The sequence below is a fragment of the uncultured Brachyspira sp. genome, from assembly GCF_944390845.1.
Lineage (GTDB): Bacteria > Spirochaetota > Brachyspiria > Brachyspirales > Brachyspiraceae > Brachyspira > Brachyspira pulli.
Genome location: NZ_CALXRM010000022.1, coordinates 30,658 through 49,289, shown reverse-complemented (window position 1 = coordinate 49,289; position 18,632 = coordinate 30,658). Strand labels below are relative to the sequence as shown.

Annotated in this window: 11 protein-coding genes; 2 read left to right on the top strand and 9 right to left on the bottom strand. The window is 24.6% G+C overall.

What is annotated here, in order from left to right; genetic code table 11:
• Positions 1–243: 243 nt before the first annotated feature.
• The 8 genes from Q0K52_RS06350 to Q0K52_RS06315 form a co-directional block, all read right to left on the bottom strand.
• A complete protein-coding gene (locus Q0K52_RS06350) occupies positions 244–1,527 on the bottom strand; it encodes an adenylosuccinate synthase (RefSeq protein WP_297297635.1) in 1,284 nt (427 codons plus the stop codon).
• Positions 1,528–1,667: 140 nt separating this feature from the next.
• Positions 1,668–4,715: a hypothetical protein gene (locus Q0K52_RS06345; RefSeq protein WP_297297633.1), complete on the bottom strand. Its 3,048-nt coding sequence runs from the start codon at positions 4,713–4,715 to the stop codon at positions 1,668–1,670.
• 217 nt (positions 4,716–4,932) lie between these two features.
• Positions 4,933–5,298 carry a hypothetical protein gene (locus Q0K52_RS06340; protein WP_297297631.1) on the bottom strand — a complete coding sequence of 122 codons (366 nt, stop codon included), beginning with the start codon at positions 5,296–5,298 and terminating at the stop codon, positions 4,933–4,935.
• 569 nt (positions 5,299–5,867) lie between these two features.
• Positions 5,868–8,642: a TreP protein gene (locus tag Q0K52_RS06335; RefSeq protein WP_297297630.1), complete on the bottom strand. Its 2,775-nt coding sequence runs from the start codon at positions 8,640–8,642 to the stop codon at positions 5,868–5,870.
• Between the two features lie 154 nt (positions 8,643–8,796).
• Positions 8,797–9,216, bottom strand: coding sequence for a DUF3592 domain-containing protein (locus Q0K52_RS06330; RefSeq protein WP_297297628.1), 420 nt, complete (start codon positions 9,214–9,216; stop codon positions 8,797–8,799).
• A 613-nt stretch (positions 9,217–9,829) separates the two neighbouring features.
• Positions 9,830–11,014, bottom strand: a complete 1,185-nt coding sequence (locus Q0K52_RS06325) for a dicarboxylate/amino acid:cation symporter (RefSeq protein ID WP_297297626.1) — start codon at positions 11,012–11,014, stop codon at positions 9,830–9,832.
• A gap of 587 nt (positions 11,015–11,601) precedes the next feature.
• Positions 11,602–12,153, bottom strand: coding sequence for a hypothetical protein (locus Q0K52_RS06320; RefSeq protein ID WP_297297624.1), 552 nt, complete (start codon positions 12,151–12,153; stop codon positions 11,602–11,604).
• Positions 12,134–14,992 carry a tetratricopeptide repeat protein gene (locus Q0K52_RS06315; protein WP_297297623.1) on the bottom strand — a complete coding sequence of 953 codons (2,859 nt, stop codon included), beginning with the start codon at positions 14,990–14,992 and terminating at the stop codon, positions 12,134–12,136. Before Q0K52_RS06315 ends, Q0K52_RS06320 begins: the two co-directional genes overlap by 20 nt.
• Before the next feature lie 218 nt (positions 14,993–15,210).
• On the opposite strand from Q0K52_RS06315, the gene Q0K52_RS06310 reads away from it, so the two are divergent.
• Together Q0K52_RS06310 and Q0K52_RS06305 are read left to right on the top strand one after the other, a co-directional pair.
• Complete coding sequence (locus Q0K52_RS06310) at positions 15,211–16,683, top strand: S41 family peptidase (RefSeq protein ID WP_297297621.1); 1,473 nt, start codon at positions 15,211–15,213, stop codon at positions 16,681–16,683.
• A 484-nt stretch (positions 16,684–17,167) separates the two neighbouring features.
• Positions 17,168–18,040, top strand: a complete 873-nt coding sequence (locus Q0K52_RS06305; protein ID WP_297297619.1) for a hypothetical protein — start codon at positions 17,168–17,170, stop codon at positions 18,038–18,040.
• A gap of 77 nt (positions 18,041–18,117) precedes the next feature.
• Here the strand turns inward: Q0K52_RS06305 and Q0K52_RS06300 are convergent, their stop codons facing one another.
• Positions 18,118–18,546 carry a hypothetical protein gene (locus Q0K52_RS06300; protein ID WP_297297617.1) on the bottom strand — a complete coding sequence of 143 codons (429 nt, stop codon included), beginning with the start codon at positions 18,544–18,546 and terminating at the stop codon, positions 18,118–18,120.
• Positions 18,547–18,632: the final 86 nt, after the last annotated feature.

Below are 18,632 nucleotides of genomic sequence, written 5' to 3'. Positions count from 1 at the left end.
ATGATTTAATACTAATTTTATATTTGCACTTTTTGGTTCTTTGACGCTGTCCGCCTGTGGCGTGCGGCGGGAAAAAGTTGAATAAAAAAATTGACAAACTTAAAAATTGTTTAGTATATATTTTAAATTGATGTAATGTAATAAATTTAATTATATAAAAATAAAGTGTATCAAAATATAATACAATAAAAAAGCCTGCATCTGCTTCAAGCAAACACAGGCTTAAAATTTAATTATATTAAATTAAAATATATTTTTTAATATTATAGTTTGATCTCTTCCGGCACCTACTGATACTATAGATATTTCTGTATCAACTAATTCGCTTAATCTTTTCAAATACTTTTTAGCATTTTCTGGAAGTTTATCATATTCTCTTATACTGCTTGTATCAGTTTTCCAGCCTTCAAATTCTTCATAAACAGGTTCTACTTTTGAAAGTATATTCAAATTAGCAGGATACCAAGTTAATATTTCATTATTATATTTATATCCCGCACATATTTTTATTTTATCCAACTCATCTAATATATCTAGTCTTGTTATAGCAATAGAGTCAAGACCATTAATATATGAAGCATATCTTAAAACGCATGCATCAAGCCAGCCGCATCTTCTAGGTCTTCCAGTAACTGTACCGTATTCGCCGCCTTTATCTCTTATGAATTGTCCTATATCATCGAATAATTCTGAAGGGAAAGGGCCTTCTCCAACTCTTGTAGAATAAGCTTTTACAACACCTATAACATGATCAATCTTTCTAGGGCCTACACCAGAACCGCTGCAAGCTCCTGCTGCTGAAGGGTAGGAAGAAGTAACGAATGGATAAGTACCATGATCCAAGTCAAGCATAGTAGCCTGAGCACCTTCAAACAATATATTCTTCTTGCTTTTTATTGCATCATTAAGTATTTGTGCTGTATCTGCAACATAAGGTTTTAATCTCTCAGCATATCCTAAATATTCTTCCAACAATTCTTCATAATTAATTTCTTCATGATTATAAAGTTTTTTAAGAAGTTTATTTTTTAATTCTACATTGAATTTTAATTTTCTTGCAAACTCATCTTTATCCATTAAATCGCATATTCTAATACCTAAACGGCTAGCTTTATCCATATAGCAAGGGCCTATTCCGTTTTTAGTAGTTCCGATTTTGTTTTCTCCTAAATCTTCTTCTTGAAGTGCATCGAGTATTTTATGATAAGGCATTAAAACATGTGCTCTGTTAGAGATTTTTAAATTTGATATATTAACTTTTTTAGCAATAAGTTCATCTATCTCACTTAAAAATACTTTAGGTTCTATTACAACTCCGTTTCCTATTACACAAACTTTATCCTTATGCAATATTCCTGAAGGTAGAAGTCTTAATTTATACTTAACATTATCAACTACAACCGTATGTCCTGCGTTACTTCCGCCTTGAGAACGTACTACATATTCGCATTTATCAGCAAGATAGTCTACTATTTTGCCTTTACCTTCATCACCCCATTGTGTACCAACAATAATTACTGAAGCCATTTTTAAACTCCTTATTCTATTATTATAAAAAAGAGATGTTTTTATTTTAAATTTATCAAACACACAATGGCTATTATATTAATTTTTTTCAATAATTTCAATATATTTTGATAATAAATTTCTATGAATAATAATATTATTTATGATGACGGAGGTATTATTTTTCTTACTATGTAAAGATATTTGATAAATCTGTTAATTTTTATGTTTTTTGGGCTTATACTTAAAGCTTGTTTATAATATGATAATGATGTATTAAAATAATCTTGTATTTGTTTATTCATTTTATATTTGAAATAATAACAAATTCCTAAATTAAAATATACTTCATAACCATTCTTTCCATAAAATTTACTTTCTATAGATAAATTATAATTTTCTACAGCTCTATCTAAATATTTCTCTTCCTTTTCATATTTTTTATAAAGAAGAAGGTATATATCTCCAATTAAAGAATAGGCTTCTATATTGCCTAATTTTATTGACTGAATTAAATTTTCAAAAGCATTTTCTATATATTCTATTTTTAGAGTTTTTTCAAATAAATGTTTTAATATTAAAGCTCTATTATAATTGCATTTAGGATAGTTTGGATTAATGTCTAAAACTCTGCTGTAGCAATGAAAAGAATTTATAATATATTCATAATTTCCTGTTTTTAAATAAACTTGGTAATAAAGCATTCCAATATCAAAATAATAATCTATATTGTTTCTGTCTATATTGGATATATATTCCAAATAAAATAATGTGAATAAAGCATATTTTATTTTGTTAGTAATATCAAATAAATATTTGAAAAAGCTAATGCATAATCTAATAGAGAATATATCCATATTTAAACTGCTTAAACATTTTCCTGCTTTTATCAAGTATTTATTATTTTGATGAATTTTAAACATTACATTATTGAATATGAATAAATATTTATTAGCCAAATCTCTATTAATATGTAAAAGACTTATATACTTATCAAAATAATCATCTATAACAATCATATCTCCGTATTCATTGAATAAAATAAAATATATATTTATTAATCTTTCATAAATAGAATCTATTCCTACTCCTAAAGATAAAGCCTTCTCATAATATTCCAAGCATTTAAGAAGATAATCATATTTGCTTAGTTTATCGATATTATTGTTATTTTGTATTTTTAAATTATATAAATCTCCTATTCCTTCCAATGCTATTAATGAAGTTTCATCATTAGTAAGTATATTATTAAAACATGATAAAGAATTATTAAATATTCCATCAACATTATATACACTATAAATTATAGAATATAAAAATCCTAAATTTTCTATAGCTTTAAAATAAGAACTGTCTAAATCAATTGCAGCAAGATAATTTTTTTCTGCTATTTTATAATCTTCAAATTTACTTTCTGTTATTCTGAAATGATGAAGCAAAGCTAAATTATAATATAGAGTTTTATCATATTTATTTAAATTTAATGCATAATCAAAATATTCTAAAGAGCTTTCAAAATATTTCATATCTTTTGTTATTTTGTATCTTTCATAATATATTATTGCTTTTTGCGATAGGTTTCTTGTATCATATCTAAATACATCTATATTCTTATCAACATAGTATAAAGCCAAATCAAAATATTTATTTGTATTATGTTCGTCTATATATTTAAGTCTGTATAAATCACTTATGGCAATAAAAGAATTTGAAGCTTTAAAAAATAATAAGGCTTTATTGAATAGTTCATCTTTTGAATTAACATTTGAACATAATTCTTTTTCTGCTAAACTATTGCAGTATAAATTATAATAGAAGCAGCCTATATTATGATTAATATAATATTCTAAAACTTTATTATTATATAAATGTCCGTCATTAGATAATGTTTCATAATCATTGATAATAAATGTAAAATAATTAGGATCATCAAAATAATGAAAAGCTAATTTATATAATTCAAATCTATTTATATAAGTAAATAAGTAATCTCTGTCTATAGCTAATGCTCTATTATAATAGTATATAGCTTCATCAAAATAATCTTTGTTTTTTGTTATTCTAAATTTTGACTCATATAAATAGGCTATGGAATTTAATATATCAACATCATCTAAATCTAAATGATTGAAGTAAGAAAAAGAAGCATTAAAATATAAATCATCGTTTGTATTATTGTAGCATATCAAATATAAGTAGGCCATAAAGTAATACATATATTTATTATTTTCTAATGCCTTACTATAATAATTCATAGCAGTTTCAAAATCTTCTTTGCTTTTTGTTACATTATATTTTATAGTGTATAGAAGTGCTAAATGATTATGAATTGTATCATCATATATTTTGCTTTCTTCCAACTGACTATAAACTGAAATTGATTCATCATAAAAATGAAAGTCATTACTGAATTTAAACATCAAAGCATGCAAATAGCCTAGATTAAGAAACATATTAATTTCTAATGTTATGTAAGAAATTTCAATATAATAATTTACTGCTTTCAAATAATAATCAGAGTTTTTAGTAGATATAAATTTATCTCTGTATAATTTAGCCAAATCGCATAATGCAAATATATTATCACTATCAACCATATCACTATAAATATCTGAAGCCATATCAAAATAATTTTCAAGGTTTGGAAATTTGGCTTTATACAATAAATAAATATCATAATTCAAATTAATATCATTTCCATATCTTGATAATACTTCTTTATAATTTGATAGAGATTTTTTAAAATATTCATTATCTTTAGTATTAATATATTTGAATTGATATAATACTGCTAAAATAAAATAAGTAATCTCATTAGCATTATTTATGATTTTATTTATATGATCCATTGCTATATCATAATAAATATCATCGTAGTCATAAATATATCTTGTATAATATAGAAATGCTGCTTTATTTCTTGCATATAAATTATTAGTATCTCTTATTAGTACAGAGTTGATGCTTCCTATAACATTTTCAAAACTTTCATTATCTCCATTGTAGGCACATTCGTCTATATAGGAATCAATTATGCTTTGAATTATAGCAACTTTATATCTTAAATTGAGGTAATGATCTTTTTTTAATTTTTCTATATAATCATAAAAGAATAAGTCATTATTTTCAAAGGTTTCAAAATTGAGTTTTTTAAGGAATGAAAAACTGATATCGGCTTTCATGTTATGAATGAAATTATAGTAGTTCATAATATACCTAAATTTTTATAAGCTGTGTAATTATATTGAATAATTTATATACATTTACTACAGCTGAAATATTATTCATAACCTAACCTTTATAAAACATATATGTATATTATACATAAAAAAATATTTATTTGAATATATTACTTATTAAAAAAATAAAAAAAGAGAGGCTAAAAATAGCCTCTCCCATTTTATAAAAATAGAGCTTTAATAGATGTCAATTTTGATTTTTGATTTTTCTATATTCAGATAAAAATTCATTTGCTATAGTTTGTAGTTGTTTATTATATTCTCTGTTTAATTTTATAGAATTATTGATGATACTATTATTAGGATTTTGTTTAGCCATTTCTAAATTTATTTTAGTTTTTTCAAAATGCATTTTTTTCCTTAATTCTGATATTTTTGTTTGATATTTACTTTTTAACTGCATTATTTGTGATAATTGTTCTTGTGTTAATGAATCTTCATTATAAATAAAATAAGTATAAGGTTCTTCAGAGCAATAATATTTATTTTCTTCCGCAAACAATGATACTGATAAAATAACAGTGATAAATGCGGCTATAATAATACGTTTCATAGTTTTATCCTCAAACTAATCTTTCTTATTTTTATTATTAGACGTATAAATATTAATAAAAGTTCCAAACTATAATAATTTTTTTAATGAAATTTTGTTATAATTGAAATTAATTTAACGCACGGTTAATGAAATTTTATATATAATTGAATTTGAATATTGATTATTACATATTGAAAATTTTATTCTGCGTGCGGTGTATTAACTATAAATTTAAAAAAACTTGGGTGGGTGTTAAAATAAGAGTGTAAAATTAAAAAGAAAAATAAAGTAAAAATAAATGAAAGAATTTAAAATAAATAGGGTGGGATTTAGAATAAAGCTTTAAAACTTATTTACATACCCCGCCCTTTAAAATTTATTATTTTTATTTGAAATTATAACTTTTTTATTCTTTAAATCTGAAATAAAAAAAGCATGCCCGCCCAAGTGGTTTTTAAATTTAAAATTTATATTAACGCACGGTGAATGAAATTTAGTTATATGTTTAAATTATAATTTAAAATTTTTTTATATTGTTAATTTTATTCTGCGTGCGGAATTAGATTTATTATATTTATTTATCATGACTACCATGACATTTGAAGTCCAAATCCTATATAAAGATTATTTAAAGTAGGGTAGTTTCCTATTACGCTTTTATCTAAAGTTGTAGGAAGTGTTAAAGCAACTAATATATAAGGCTCTCCAGTAACAATATTTTGATATCCTGATACAGGAATGCTTGCATCAAATCCAACTTTTAAAGCAGCTGAATGCATATACTCCTTTGAATAATAAGTAAATCTGTATGATAGTGAAGCAAAGAAATTATCAAAATATATATGACTCAAATTGAAATGCGAACTTAAATATCCAAGAAGTTCAAAATCTCCAGCTAAAAAGTAATTATCTTTATATTTTTTACTCTGTACATAAGCATAGAATTCTTGAGGAGCACTTACTTCGCTTGATCCAAATACTGTAGATGCACCATCAAATGCAGTATTTGTACCAAAAGCATAAGAACCATAAAAACTAGCTCTGATAGGAACATATCTAGTTTGAAACTTCGTACTGAAATCTATTGCAAATTTATTATATTTAATGGAATATTTAGGTATAACAGTAAGATTTACTAAATCATCTCTATAGGGTTTATCCGTTTGTACTCTAAATATCATTGAAGCTTTTAAAGATACATTAAATGTCCAAGAAGAATATTTCCAAGTAAATGCTGATGATGTGTTAGTTTGAGGATTTACAAACTCAGAAAATAAAGCACCTGATATTGAAGGCTCAAGCATAAAATAAAGTTTATCACTTTCTGTGTTGAGTAAAAACTGCATAGCAAGATAGGTATTCAATCTCCAATAATTATAGGTGGAATAAACAATATCGCTTTTAAATCCGAAGTATAAAGGATAAAGCATTTTATAAGAAGTAACAGTTAATTCAGTTTGAAGAAAATTTGAAGGTATATCATATCCAAGCCAAATCAATGCTAGATTATCAGACGAAGGAGATGCTACTACAGATAATATTCCAAGACCATTCAGAATAAAAGGGAAGGTTTCATTTATTTGAGGCAAAGGTACCCACATGGCCCAAGGCTTAAAATATTTAAAACCATTATAATTTCCAAGTTCCATTTGAGGAGTAAATTCATATTTGTTTATTGTCTTATCAGTGTAGGTAAAATTTTTTGTTATAGATTCATTATCAGAGTATTTCATAAGCCTGTCATATTCTGAAAATCTTCCCTTATAATAAATATTTGCTCCGGCATATACTGGTGATAATACTCCGCCTGAATAGTCTTTTGTATAAAGCTTCATTTGATTATTATTTAAATCAATCTCACCAAGTTTATAGAATCTGTCATTATTATTGTAAGCAAATAATAGTTTTCCTTTTGAATATTTTAAAGTTCTTACATGGTCTAAAGTGTTATCTTTTGTATTAATATATCTTAATGATTTATTATTATAATTGAATATTGCTATATGTTTAATTGCGTTCTCTGTAACTATTAAAGCTATATTATTATCATCTATTACAGCAGGAGCACTATATCCGAAATTATCATTAGCTTGTAATAAAATTTCTTTTTCATTGTTTTCATTTATATAAACTAAAATAGAGTTATGCAAATCTTTTGATATTCCTATAATTCCATTTCTGAAATATCTAGCGTACTGCATATCAAACCATTTTCTTTTAGTTCTAGTTTTTTTATTTAAATCATATTCTTTAACAATATATTTATAAAGTCCTCCATTAAACATTACAGATACTATCAAAGCATTATTCCCATCTTTTGATATATCCAAACTTTCAGAATCTCTGTCTATTAAGAATTCTAATTTTAAATCTTTTTTATTATTTTCATTGTTCCTTTTTTCTTTGTATGAATATAAAGCTCCGATATCTCCATTTATATAATAAACTGTATCATCATAAGAATGAAGATCATTAATAAAAGTTTCTTTATTATTTGCTATTAATTCTTCACTAGGATTAACATTTTCTAAAGCTAATGAATTTTGAAAGTCAGCCCAAGCTTCAGTAAATTTAATTCCATATACCTTTTTGAAGGCTCCATAAACTCCTGAATTATAAACCAAAAATGAGAAATGAAGTTTAGTCTGCATTCTATTCCAAAAAGCATTATACTTTTCCATTCCAAATCTGTCTTGCAAGTATTTAGAAAATAATCCGCCATATTCATAATAAACATTTCCGTAAGGGCTTTTATTCCAAACATAAGAAGCCTGAATAGGAGTTCTGAAATTTCCTTCAAATATATCCTGTCTTAATCTTTGTTTTACTAAAGGGTCATTAGCACGTCCGAAACCAGTTAAACTTTCCATACTAACTGGAGCCCCTTCGATCATAAAAGGCATAGCATTAATATGCACAAATGAAGCCCAGTTTCCCATCACTTTTGTAGCAAGTCCTGTATTTTCTGAGGCCATAGAAAGTAAATGTGTAAGTTCATGTATAAAAACTGTTTCAAAATTATTACTGTAGCTTGTAAGATTTTCGTCCATATTGGTATCATATAATATTAAACTTGAATATGGTATTATCATTGCTGCTGAATTGAATAAATTGAAATCAGGTGTAATTGTTACAGGTATTTTTCCTCTTACAGTGCTATTTAATATTTTTGAATATTTTTCATATATATCATCAGCTACTTTTGCCAAATTTTCTGCTGTCCTTCTGGACTCTATAGGGAATATTATTTCAAATTTTTCTGTCTGTATAGTATGCAGTTTTCTAAACGGCTTAAATGTTTGCGAATAAAGATTTATGCAAGATATAAGTATAATTAACAATGATAAAAATAGTTTTTTCATAAATAATTGATAGTATATTATAGTTTAGCATTTTTGCAATAAATTGTTATATATATCTTAATTATAATTTAAAAAAATTGAAGAAATAAAAAATATCAGATCATATACTTAAGACTGTATAATTCTAAAAAATTATATAATAACAGCAATGTAGCTATCTATTTTTATTTACAATATAAAGTCCAAAACGAATTAATATTAATCCTAAAGCAGTACTGAATATAAAAGAAATACCATGAGAAAAAGGAAGTTTTATATTTTCTGGTTTATCGGGATCATACCATAAAGGCAATTCATCTCCTACTTTTCTAAATGGATAATAGCTTCTTAGAGTAGCGTATAATGTTCCATGATTATCAGCTTCATAGCTTATTACCATTGTCTTTTCATATCTAGTTTCTCCAGATTTATATACCCTTTTTCTTCTATCGCACTCTTCAACTACTCCTACAGTATGAATATAATTTTTTGTATCAATAAAAGAAAATAATCCTGCTACACCATTCAAAGTTAAAACTATTCCTGAAAAATATATTGCTATTATTTTTATAATTGAAAATTTCTTTCTATTCATTATTAAAACTCCAATATTATTTTTTTTAATAGCTTCTCTTATGTTTCATTTACTAATATTTGTTTTATAAATAAATATTAGAAAGTATATTATAATTAAACTTTTTTGCAAATACATACGCACGATAAATATAATATCTATATAATTTATATTAATATGTTTTTTATTATTTAATATATTAAATTTATTTTTACGTGCGGTGAATGCATTTTTGATTTAATAAATTTGGGTGGGTGATTATAAATTCTATTTTTGTAATATAGAAGTTAAAGTTTTAATGTCAAATTTAAATTATAAGGATAGAGGGTGGGCAAATGTAATTAAACTTTAAAGCTTTTATTACATATCCCGCCCTTTAAAATTATTTGTTTTAATTTGAGATTATAATTTCTTATTCTTTAAAGCTTAAATTGTAAAAGCATACCCGCCCAAGTTTTGATTAGATTTAAAATTTAATTAACGCACGGTAAACGAATTGTTATTTATAGATTGGATTGTAATTATAATTAATTTATATTTGTAGTGTTATTCTGCGTGCGGTTAAAATAAAAATGAGCAAGGCTAATTTTTTAAGCCTTACTCATCTTTAATTTAAAGGAATTCTATTTGTAATTTAACCAACTTTCTGATCTTTTTTGAAAATACCTTGAAGCATTAAAGCTAAAGCACCATCACCAGTAACATTACATGCAGTACCAAAACTGTCTTGTAAAGCAAATACGGCAAGTATTAAAGCAGTACCATCATTATTGAAACCTAAAACAGAAATTATTATACCCAAAGAAGCAACTACAGTACCGCCAGGAACACCAGGAGCACCTACAGCAAATATACCAAGTAAGATTATGAATAAAACCATAGTACCAACAGTAGGTAAATGACCGTATAATATTTTAGATATAGTCATAACAAAGAAAGTCTCTGTTAATACTGATCCGCATAAGTGTATAGTTGAACCCATAGGTATAGCAAAGTTAACAACGTCTTTATCTAAAGCATCAGATTTGCTTACACATTTTAAAGCAACAGGCAAAGTAGCAGCAGAAGACATAGTACCTACAGCAGTAAGATAAGCAGGACCATAATGTTTAAATACTCTGGCAGGATTTTTCTTTGATATAATACCAGCTATAGAGTATAACAAAGTAAGCCATATAAAATGTCCTACTATTGCTATGATGATTATTATTAAGAATACGGGTACACTTTTTATAATAGTGCCTTCATAAGATAAAGTAGCAAAAGTAGTGCCAATATAGAATGGCAATATAGGAACTACTACATTATTAACTAAAAATAATATTATATTATTAAGTTCATCTAATAAGTTTTCAAAGTATTTAGATTTAGTCTTAACAACTGCAACACCTCCGCATATAGCCAAGAATAAAGCAGTTATTACAGGGAATACTGGATTAATATCTAATTTAAATATTATTTCAGGGAGTTCCTTTCCGCCTGAAACATTAGAAGCTATATTTAAATTAGGTATTATTATATATCCTGCAATAGTTGCAAATAAAGCAGCCCCAACAGATGAGAAATAAGCAAGTGCAAGCATAACACCTAACATCTTATTAGCTCTGTTTCCCATTCTAGTAATAGCAGGAGCAATAAATCCTAATACTATTAATGGAACCATAAAAGATATTACTTGATTAAGTACATATTTGATAGATTGTATAACGTTAATCACAGCTGCATTAGAAACCATACCTAGTATAATTCCTACAACTATACCTATAAATAGTTTTATTAATAGGTAATCTTTTTTTGGTTTTTGTTCTAGTTCTTCCATAAAAATTCACCTTCAAATTTATTTTTTATTGATACATATAGTATATTCAATTTATATATGTTTGTAAATTGTATTATACTATTTTTTGCATTATGATTTGTAAAAAAATTAGTAAGTACTAAATATAATATTATTTTGTATATATTAAATTTGTTTTATATATTATATATTCATATTATAGAATATATTATTGAATATAATGAAACGATTTTGTTTTTTTATTTGTATGAGCTGCTGTCATATATAGAACCTGCATAATGTTTCCTAATTTATGATATACTGCTGTATGTGGGTGAAGAAATTACCGAGTATTAGTTTTTTTACTTTTCATGACACTAAGAAGAATAAATTAATAAGCAAGCAAATAATAAATCATATTATTAACCCTAAAAGTAAAACAAATATCAAAAGATATAAAATATAAAAATGTAAATCCAGAAAATAAAAAGTATTACATATTTTTACAAAAAAGTAGTTAGTATTTTTTTACGATCTTTTTTGAAAAAATCGAAGAAATATTTTCAAATATAAAAAATAAAGTTAGTACTAGATAGAAAAACAAATATAAATAAAAAGCACCAAAAAACTCATATTTTTAATTTTTTACTAAGCTTTCTACACTCCTCAGCTTCAGAGTATCTTTTTAATAAATCTAAAATTTGAGCCTTTCCTTCATAAAGATCTATACTAGGCTTTAAGTTTATAGCTTCATCATAACATTTTATAGCCGAATTATAATATTTTTCTTTTTCTTCATTCAATTTATTAACCAATTTATCAATTTCTTTTTCACATTTTTCTTTATTTGAACTGATATATTTTTTTACTATAATCAAATTATTATTTTGATCAGCTAATTGTTTTAAGAAGTTTATTTTTTCTTTGTAGCTTTCTATATTATTTGGATTAACTTCTATCATCTTATCATAACATTCTATAACTAAATCATTTTTGCCTGTACTTTTTAAGAAGTCTATTTTTTCTTTGTAGCTTTCTATATTATTTGGATTAACTTCTATCATCTTTCTGCAACTTTCTATAAATAAATTATTATATTTTTCTTTTTCTTCGTTCAATTTATTAACCAATTTATCAATTTCTTTTTTATATTTTCCTTTATTATAATTTTTTATATTCATTTTTTATTTCCATAATTTGATTATTATTTTGATCAGCTAATTTCTTTAATAACTCTATCTTTTCTTTATAGATTTCTACATTTTTATCATCTGATTTTACTATATTATCATAATCTTTTATAACTAAGTTATAATATTTTTTGTTTTCTTTATTTAATTTATTAATTTCTTTTTTATATTTTCTTTTATTATAATTTTTATATTCATTTTTTATTTCCATAATTTGATTATTATTTTGATCAGCTAATTTCTTTAATAACTCTATTTTTTCTTTATAGATTTCTATAATATTAGTATTATTTAATTTTATTAACTCATTATAATATTCTATAACTAAATCATTTTTACCTATACTTTTTAATAACTCTATTGTTTCTTTATAGATTTCTATATTTTTATCATTTGATTTTACTATATTATCATAATCTTCTATAACTAAGTTATAATATTTTTTGTTTTCTTTATTTAATTTATTAATTTCTTTTTTATATTTTCTTTTATTATAATTTTTATATTCATTTTTTATTTCCATAATTTGATTATTATTTTGATCAGCTAATTTCTTGGAGAATTTTATTTTAGCTTTATATATTTTTATATTTGTATCAGTGTATTTTATTATGTTATCATAATATTCTATAGTCAAATCATTTTTCTTATAGTTTTCTATATTCTTTGTATTTGACTTTATGGTTTTGTTATAACATTTTATAGCCAAATTATAATATTTTTTTCTGTCACCATTGTATTTAGAATCATAAGCTAATGTTTTGTATATATAAGCTTTTCCTTTATAAGAATCAGCATAATCAATTTTTAGTTTTATTAATTTATCATAACATTCTATAGCTAAATTATAATATTTTTTTCTGTCACCATTGTATTTAGAATCATAAGCTAATGTTTTGTATATATAAGCTTTTCCTTTATAAGAATCAGCATAATCAATTTTTAGTTTTATTAATTTATCATAACATTCTATAGCTAAATTACAGTATTTTTTTTTATCTATAGATTTATTAACTAATATTTTGTATATATAAGCTTTTCCGATATAAGAGTCTATATCATCAGTTTTTAGTTTTATTAATTCATCATAACATTCTATAGCTAAATTATAATATTTTTCTATGTCATCATTGTATTTAGAATTATAAGCTAATGCTTTGTATATATCAATTTTTCCTCTATAAGAATTTATGTCATTAGGATTTAATTTTATTAACTCATTATAACATTCTATAGCTAAATCATTTCGCCCTATACATTTTAATAAGTATATTTTTTCTTTATAGTTTACTATATCATTAGGTTTTAACTTTATAGTTTCATCATAACATTCTGTAGCTAAATCATTTTTATTTGTACTTTTTAAGAACTCTATTTTTTCTTTATAATATATATCTATATCATTAGGATTTAATTTCATTAACTCATTATAACATTCTATAACTAAGTCATTTTCTCCTATACTTTTTAAGAACTCTATTTTTTCTTTATATATATCTATATTATTAGGATTTAATTTTATTAACTCATTATAACATTCTATAACTAAGTCATTTTCTCCTATACTTTTTAAGAACTCTATTTTTTCTTTATATATATCTATATTATTAGGATTTAATTTTATTAACTCATTGTAACATTCTACAACTAAGTCATTTTTTCCTATACTTTTTAAGAACTCTATTTTTTCTTTATAGCTTTTTTCATTTTTAGGGTTTAATGATATAGCTTTGTCATAACCTTTTACAATATGTTCATCATTTATTTTATTTTTTTCTTTTAATATATTCAAAGCTTTTTTATAAATTTCTGCATCATATAAAACTTCATTATTTTTTTCTACATTGTTATATAGTGACAATGCTTCATCATATCTGTTCAACAAAATCAAGGCCATCATTTTATAGGCATAAAAAACTTTATTATTATTTTCCAGTTTTAAAATATTATTGCAGTAATTCAAAATATCTTCAGTATTGCTATATTTATCTTCAAATATAAATGATAATGCCTTATTGAAATTATCGATAGCATTATCAAAAAGAGATAATTTGTATAATGTCATACCTATTATATAATAGTCTCTTGCATTATTTTTTTCTTTATAATTTTTTAATGCTTTATCATAATATTTAATGGCTTCTTTATAGTTATTTTTTATATCATAAATCTCGCCCATAAAATAATACATGTCATATTTATTAAAATTGTTTGTGCTTTTTAAACTTTCTAATGCTTCCTCATATTTTTTTAATTCAAATAAAGAAAGCCCTTTATAATAATATGAATTATCGCACTGATCAGCAATTTTTAAATACTTATCAAATTCTTCTATAGTTTCCTCATATCTTTTTAAATAGTATAAACTTAATCCTTTATAATAATATGCCTTGCTATACTGGCTATCTATTTTTACAGTATTATCAAATTCTTCTATAGCCTCTTTATATTTTTTTAAATTATATAAACAAAGTCCTTTATAATAATATGCATTACTGTTTTCATCATCAATTTCTAAAGACAGATTAATTACATCTATTGCTTCCTCATATTTTTTTAGTTCAAATAAAATTAAAGCTTTATTATAATAGGAATCAAAATCTTTATTATTAAGTTTTATTGCTTTGTCAAAACATACTATAGCTTCATTGTATTTGTTTTTACCAATATTTTTTAATGAATTGCCTTTAAAATAATATGACTTATAAAATTTGTCATCTAATGAAATAGCTTTATCATTACAATTCAAAGCCTCCTGATGTCTTCCAAGTTCAAAAAACGAGTTTGCTTTATCATAGTAATATTGTATTTCTTTTTTTATGTCAGGCATTATATTTAAATCCTATGTAATATTCTATTATTATATGCTTTTTTAGTGTAAAATCTACTAAATAGTATTAATTAACATAAAGTTATCATAATATTTTTTAAAGTTTGTATATATAAATTTTTTACCATTTATGTTATAATTAACTTATATTATATATAATTTTTTCTGAAATACACTTACATATTGTAAATACATTTTTATTCATAAGGATTTAAAACATGATGAAAAACAAAGAAAGACTTTTATGGATATTTCTTTTAATTTTTGTAGTAGCAATATCTTTTTTCAATTTTAAAAGTCCTTCTCTTGCTATAGCTCAGCAGGGTAAGGCTCAATCTGATAATGATTTTTACTATTACAGCAGATTATTCCAAAAGGTATTTGCAACTTTACAGCAGAATTTCGTTGATACTAATAATGTAACAACAAAAAAACTTATGTACGGTGCAATCAAAGGTATGCTTGAAGCAACAGAAGACCCATTTACATTCCTTCTTGATGAGGAATTGAATCAGGCTTTAAATACAGAGATGTCTGGAAGATACGGCGGAGTAGGGCTTTCAATTTCAAAAAATGCTGATAAAGGTTTAATGGTTGTTTCTCCTATAGAAGACGGTCCGGGTGAAAAGGCTGGAATATTATCAGGCGACATCATTACAGAGATAGACGGAAAAAGCACAAAAGATATGTCAGTTGATAATGCAGCAAACATAATGAGAGGTAAAGAGGGAAGCAAAGTTACTTTAACTATAGTACGTGACGGTGTTGCTGAACCTATTAAATATCCTCTTACAAGAGCAATAATAGAAATAAAGAGTGTTAAATATAAAATGGTTGATAACACTATAGGATATATAAGAATAACTACTTTCGGTGATGATACTGCTAGAGATTTAGAAAATACTTTAATAGATCTTAAAAAACAAGGTATGAAGAAGCTTATTCTTGATTTAAGAAACAATCCTGGCGGAAGACTTGATACTGCTATAAATATAGTAGAAGAATTCTTAACTGAAGGTAAAATAGTTTATACAAGAGGAAGAACTAAAAACGAGAACCAAGATTATTATGCTTCTAAAAAAGGCGATGAATGGCTTGAAGGCGATATGCTTGTATTAGTTAATCAATACAGTGCTTCTGCTTCTGAAATACTTTCAGGTGCTTTACAGGACAGCGGCAGAGCTAAACTTTTAGGTGAGACAACATTCGGTAAATTTAGTGTTCAGTATGTACTTCCTTTAGATACTAGAGATAATACTTCTTTCAAATTTACAGTAGCACATTATTATACACCTAATGGAAGAAGACTTCATGGCAGAGGTTTAACACCAGATTATGTTGTTGTAGAACCTAAATTGAGCAGTACAGATATAACAGCTTTAACAGAGCTTAGAAAAGGCGGACAAATAAGTGCTTATGCTAAGAAGTACCCTAATGAAAGTTCTGATGCTGCTGCTTTGCCAGCATTTAAAGAAGAACTTAGAAATCAAAATATAATGGCTAGCGATTATTTGCTTGAGCGTTTAATATACAATGAACGTAATTTAGATAATTATAAAGAGATATATGATCTTCGTTATGATAAGCAATTAAAAGCAGCTATTGAATATTTACAAACAGGAAAAGAGCCTCCTCAAGATAAAGAAGAACCAAGAGAAAATTGGTCAAATGAAAAAGAGGATCAAGAGTAATTAAAAAATAATAAATTTTAATAATTTGTTTTTAGGTGATGATATGTTTTCATGTCGTCACCTTTTTTATTTTATTTAGAAATCCCACCCTTTAAACTTTTATACTTGTTCTGAAATATAATTTTATTTACCTTCACAGCTCGAAATATCACTTGAAGTCCCCACCCAAGCGATTATTAAATTTAAAATCTGCTTAAACTAAAATGCATTATCCCGAACGTACATTGTACTTTCTGTAAGAAAAAGCTTTACCGTTCGGCAAGCCCGTACGGCTAGTACACCGCCCAAGTTTTTATTAATTTTTGAGTCTGTTCAACGCACGGATAACCGAATTTAATTTATAGATAATTTCAGAATTTTAATGCACTTTATTCTATAGCTTTGTACAGCGTGCGTATAGAAAATACTATAAAACCTTGTTTTAATAAATTGTAAATATGCTATAATAATGATAAAACAACATAAAAGAGAGTATAAAAATATTATGAGAATTGAATTAAAATTAAATAAAGAATATAACGATGAAATAGTATATGAAACAATGCTTAAAATGGGATTTTACTATAATTATAATTATATGTATTATTCTAAGTATAATATAGGGAACGGTTATAATTCTTATTTAAGATATGCTGTAGATGAAAATAGAATAGCTAGATTTGATTCTAGCGTATCATGCTTAAAAATTTTATCAGAATGTTTAGTTGAAAACAATATAATGAAATTAAGCAATACAGAACCTTCAACTTTAATTGATATACACTATAACGATGGTATCAGCGGCAGCTTTTCAAAATTAAATAATATTGAACAGAAACTATGTATTACTTTTATAGAAGAATTTGATAGAATTTATACAAGCATTGAAAAAAATAGTTCAAGCAATTTAGTTCAGTCAGATACTAATACTACCGAAAAAACTATTGAAGAATCATCAGAAAATACTGACAATATTACTTATGAAAATTATTTGAAAATCGCTTTGAATATTAAAGAAATAAAAGAGATGTTTATTAACAAAATAAATATATCCAAAAATGAAGAATTAAAATCATTTGAAGAAGTTTCTAATACATTTAAAGAAGAATATATAAAATTAGAGGCTCAGAACCAAGTAAAACAAATAAATGCTTTCTTTGATAAAACTATTGATGATATAGAAAACACTAAAGATATAAAAGATTATATTAACAAATACAATAAAATCATTATAAAGATAAATGAGGACTTAAACAATATAGTAAAAAAGACAGTGAAAATATCTACTTTAGTTTATGTAATAGATAATATAACAGAAGATGATATGTATGAAAAGAGAGATTATATAAGCCAATTTGATATAAAGTTTTTAGATTAAATTATGTGAATTTAAAATAATGCAAAATAAAAGGCTTGACTAATAATTAATCAAGCCCTAAATAAAAACACGATTGATTATTGCTGTTTAGTTAAAGTGCCGTTGATATTTTGAGGATAAGTTCCGTATGAGTCAGTAATTATATTTTGACCTTTAACATTAGCAGAAGTATCAGTAGTAAATTCTATATTCATAGTACCTTTTACTGTAACTCCAGTGCTAGGATTAAGAGTATAATTTGCTGTATATGAAGTATCAGAATTTTTAGTTATACTTGAAGCAGGCATATCAACACCCTCAGTTTGATTTTTTGCTGAACCGTCTGCATTTATAACAATTGTTTGACCAGCTAAATCTCCGCCTCCTATCCAATTACCTGCATATTTGCTGTCTATACCTGTAGGCTTTGTTTCTCCTGAACCTGTTTTATCTGCATTTGAACAGCTTACAGATAAAATACCTGCTAAAAATAAAGTAAAAAGAATAGATAATAATTTTTTGTTCATATTAGAACTCCTTGTGTAAATGATAATTTTTATAAAGAACATTTTTTAAAATGTTTTTATCATAGTAAAAAAGCATTCTAAAAAAA

Bases quoted from the DNA above. Each gene is read 5' to 3' on its own strand.
- Q0K52_RS06300 (WP_297297617.1), bottom strand. From the start codon at position 18,546: ATGAACAAAAAATTATTATCTATTCTTTTTACTTTATTTTTAGCAGGT.
- Q0K52_RS06305 (WP_297297619.1), top strand. From the start codon at position 17,168: ATGAGAATTGAATTAAAATTAAATAAAGAATATAACGATGAAATAGTA.
- Q0K52_RS06320 (WP_297297624.1), bottom strand. From the start codon at position 12,153: ATGAATATAAAAAATTATAATAAAGGAAAATATAAAAAAGAAATTGAT.
- Q0K52_RS06310 (WP_297297621.1), top strand. From the start codon at position 15,211: ATGATGAAAAACAAAGAAAGACTTTTATGGATATTTCTTTTAATTTTT.
- Q0K52_RS06325 (WP_297297626.1), bottom strand. From the start codon at position 11,014: ATGGAAGAACTAGAACAAAAACCAAAAAAAGATTACCTATTAATAAAA.
- Q0K52_RS06350 (WP_297297635.1), bottom strand. From the start codon at position 1,527: ATGGCTTCAGTAATTATTGTTGGTACACAATGGGGTGATGAAGGTAAA.
- Q0K52_RS06340 (WP_297297631.1), bottom strand. From the start codon at position 5,298: ATGAAACGTATTATTATAGCCGCATTTATCACTGTTATTTTATCAGTA.
- Q0K52_RS06345 (WP_297297633.1), bottom strand. From the start codon at position 4,715: ATGAACTACTATAATTTCATTCATAACATGAAAGCCGATATCAGTTTT.
- Q0K52_RS06330 (WP_297297628.1), bottom strand. From the start codon at position 9,216: ATGAATAGAAAGAAATTTTCAATTATAAAAATAATAGCAATATATTTT.
- Q0K52_RS06315 (WP_297297623.1), bottom strand. From the start codon at position 14,992: ATGCCTGACATAAAAAAAGAAATACAATATTACTATGATAAAGCAAAC.
- Q0K52_RS06335 (WP_297297630.1), bottom strand. From the start codon at position 8,642: ATGAAAAAACTATTTTTATCATTGTTAATTATACTTATATCTTGCATA.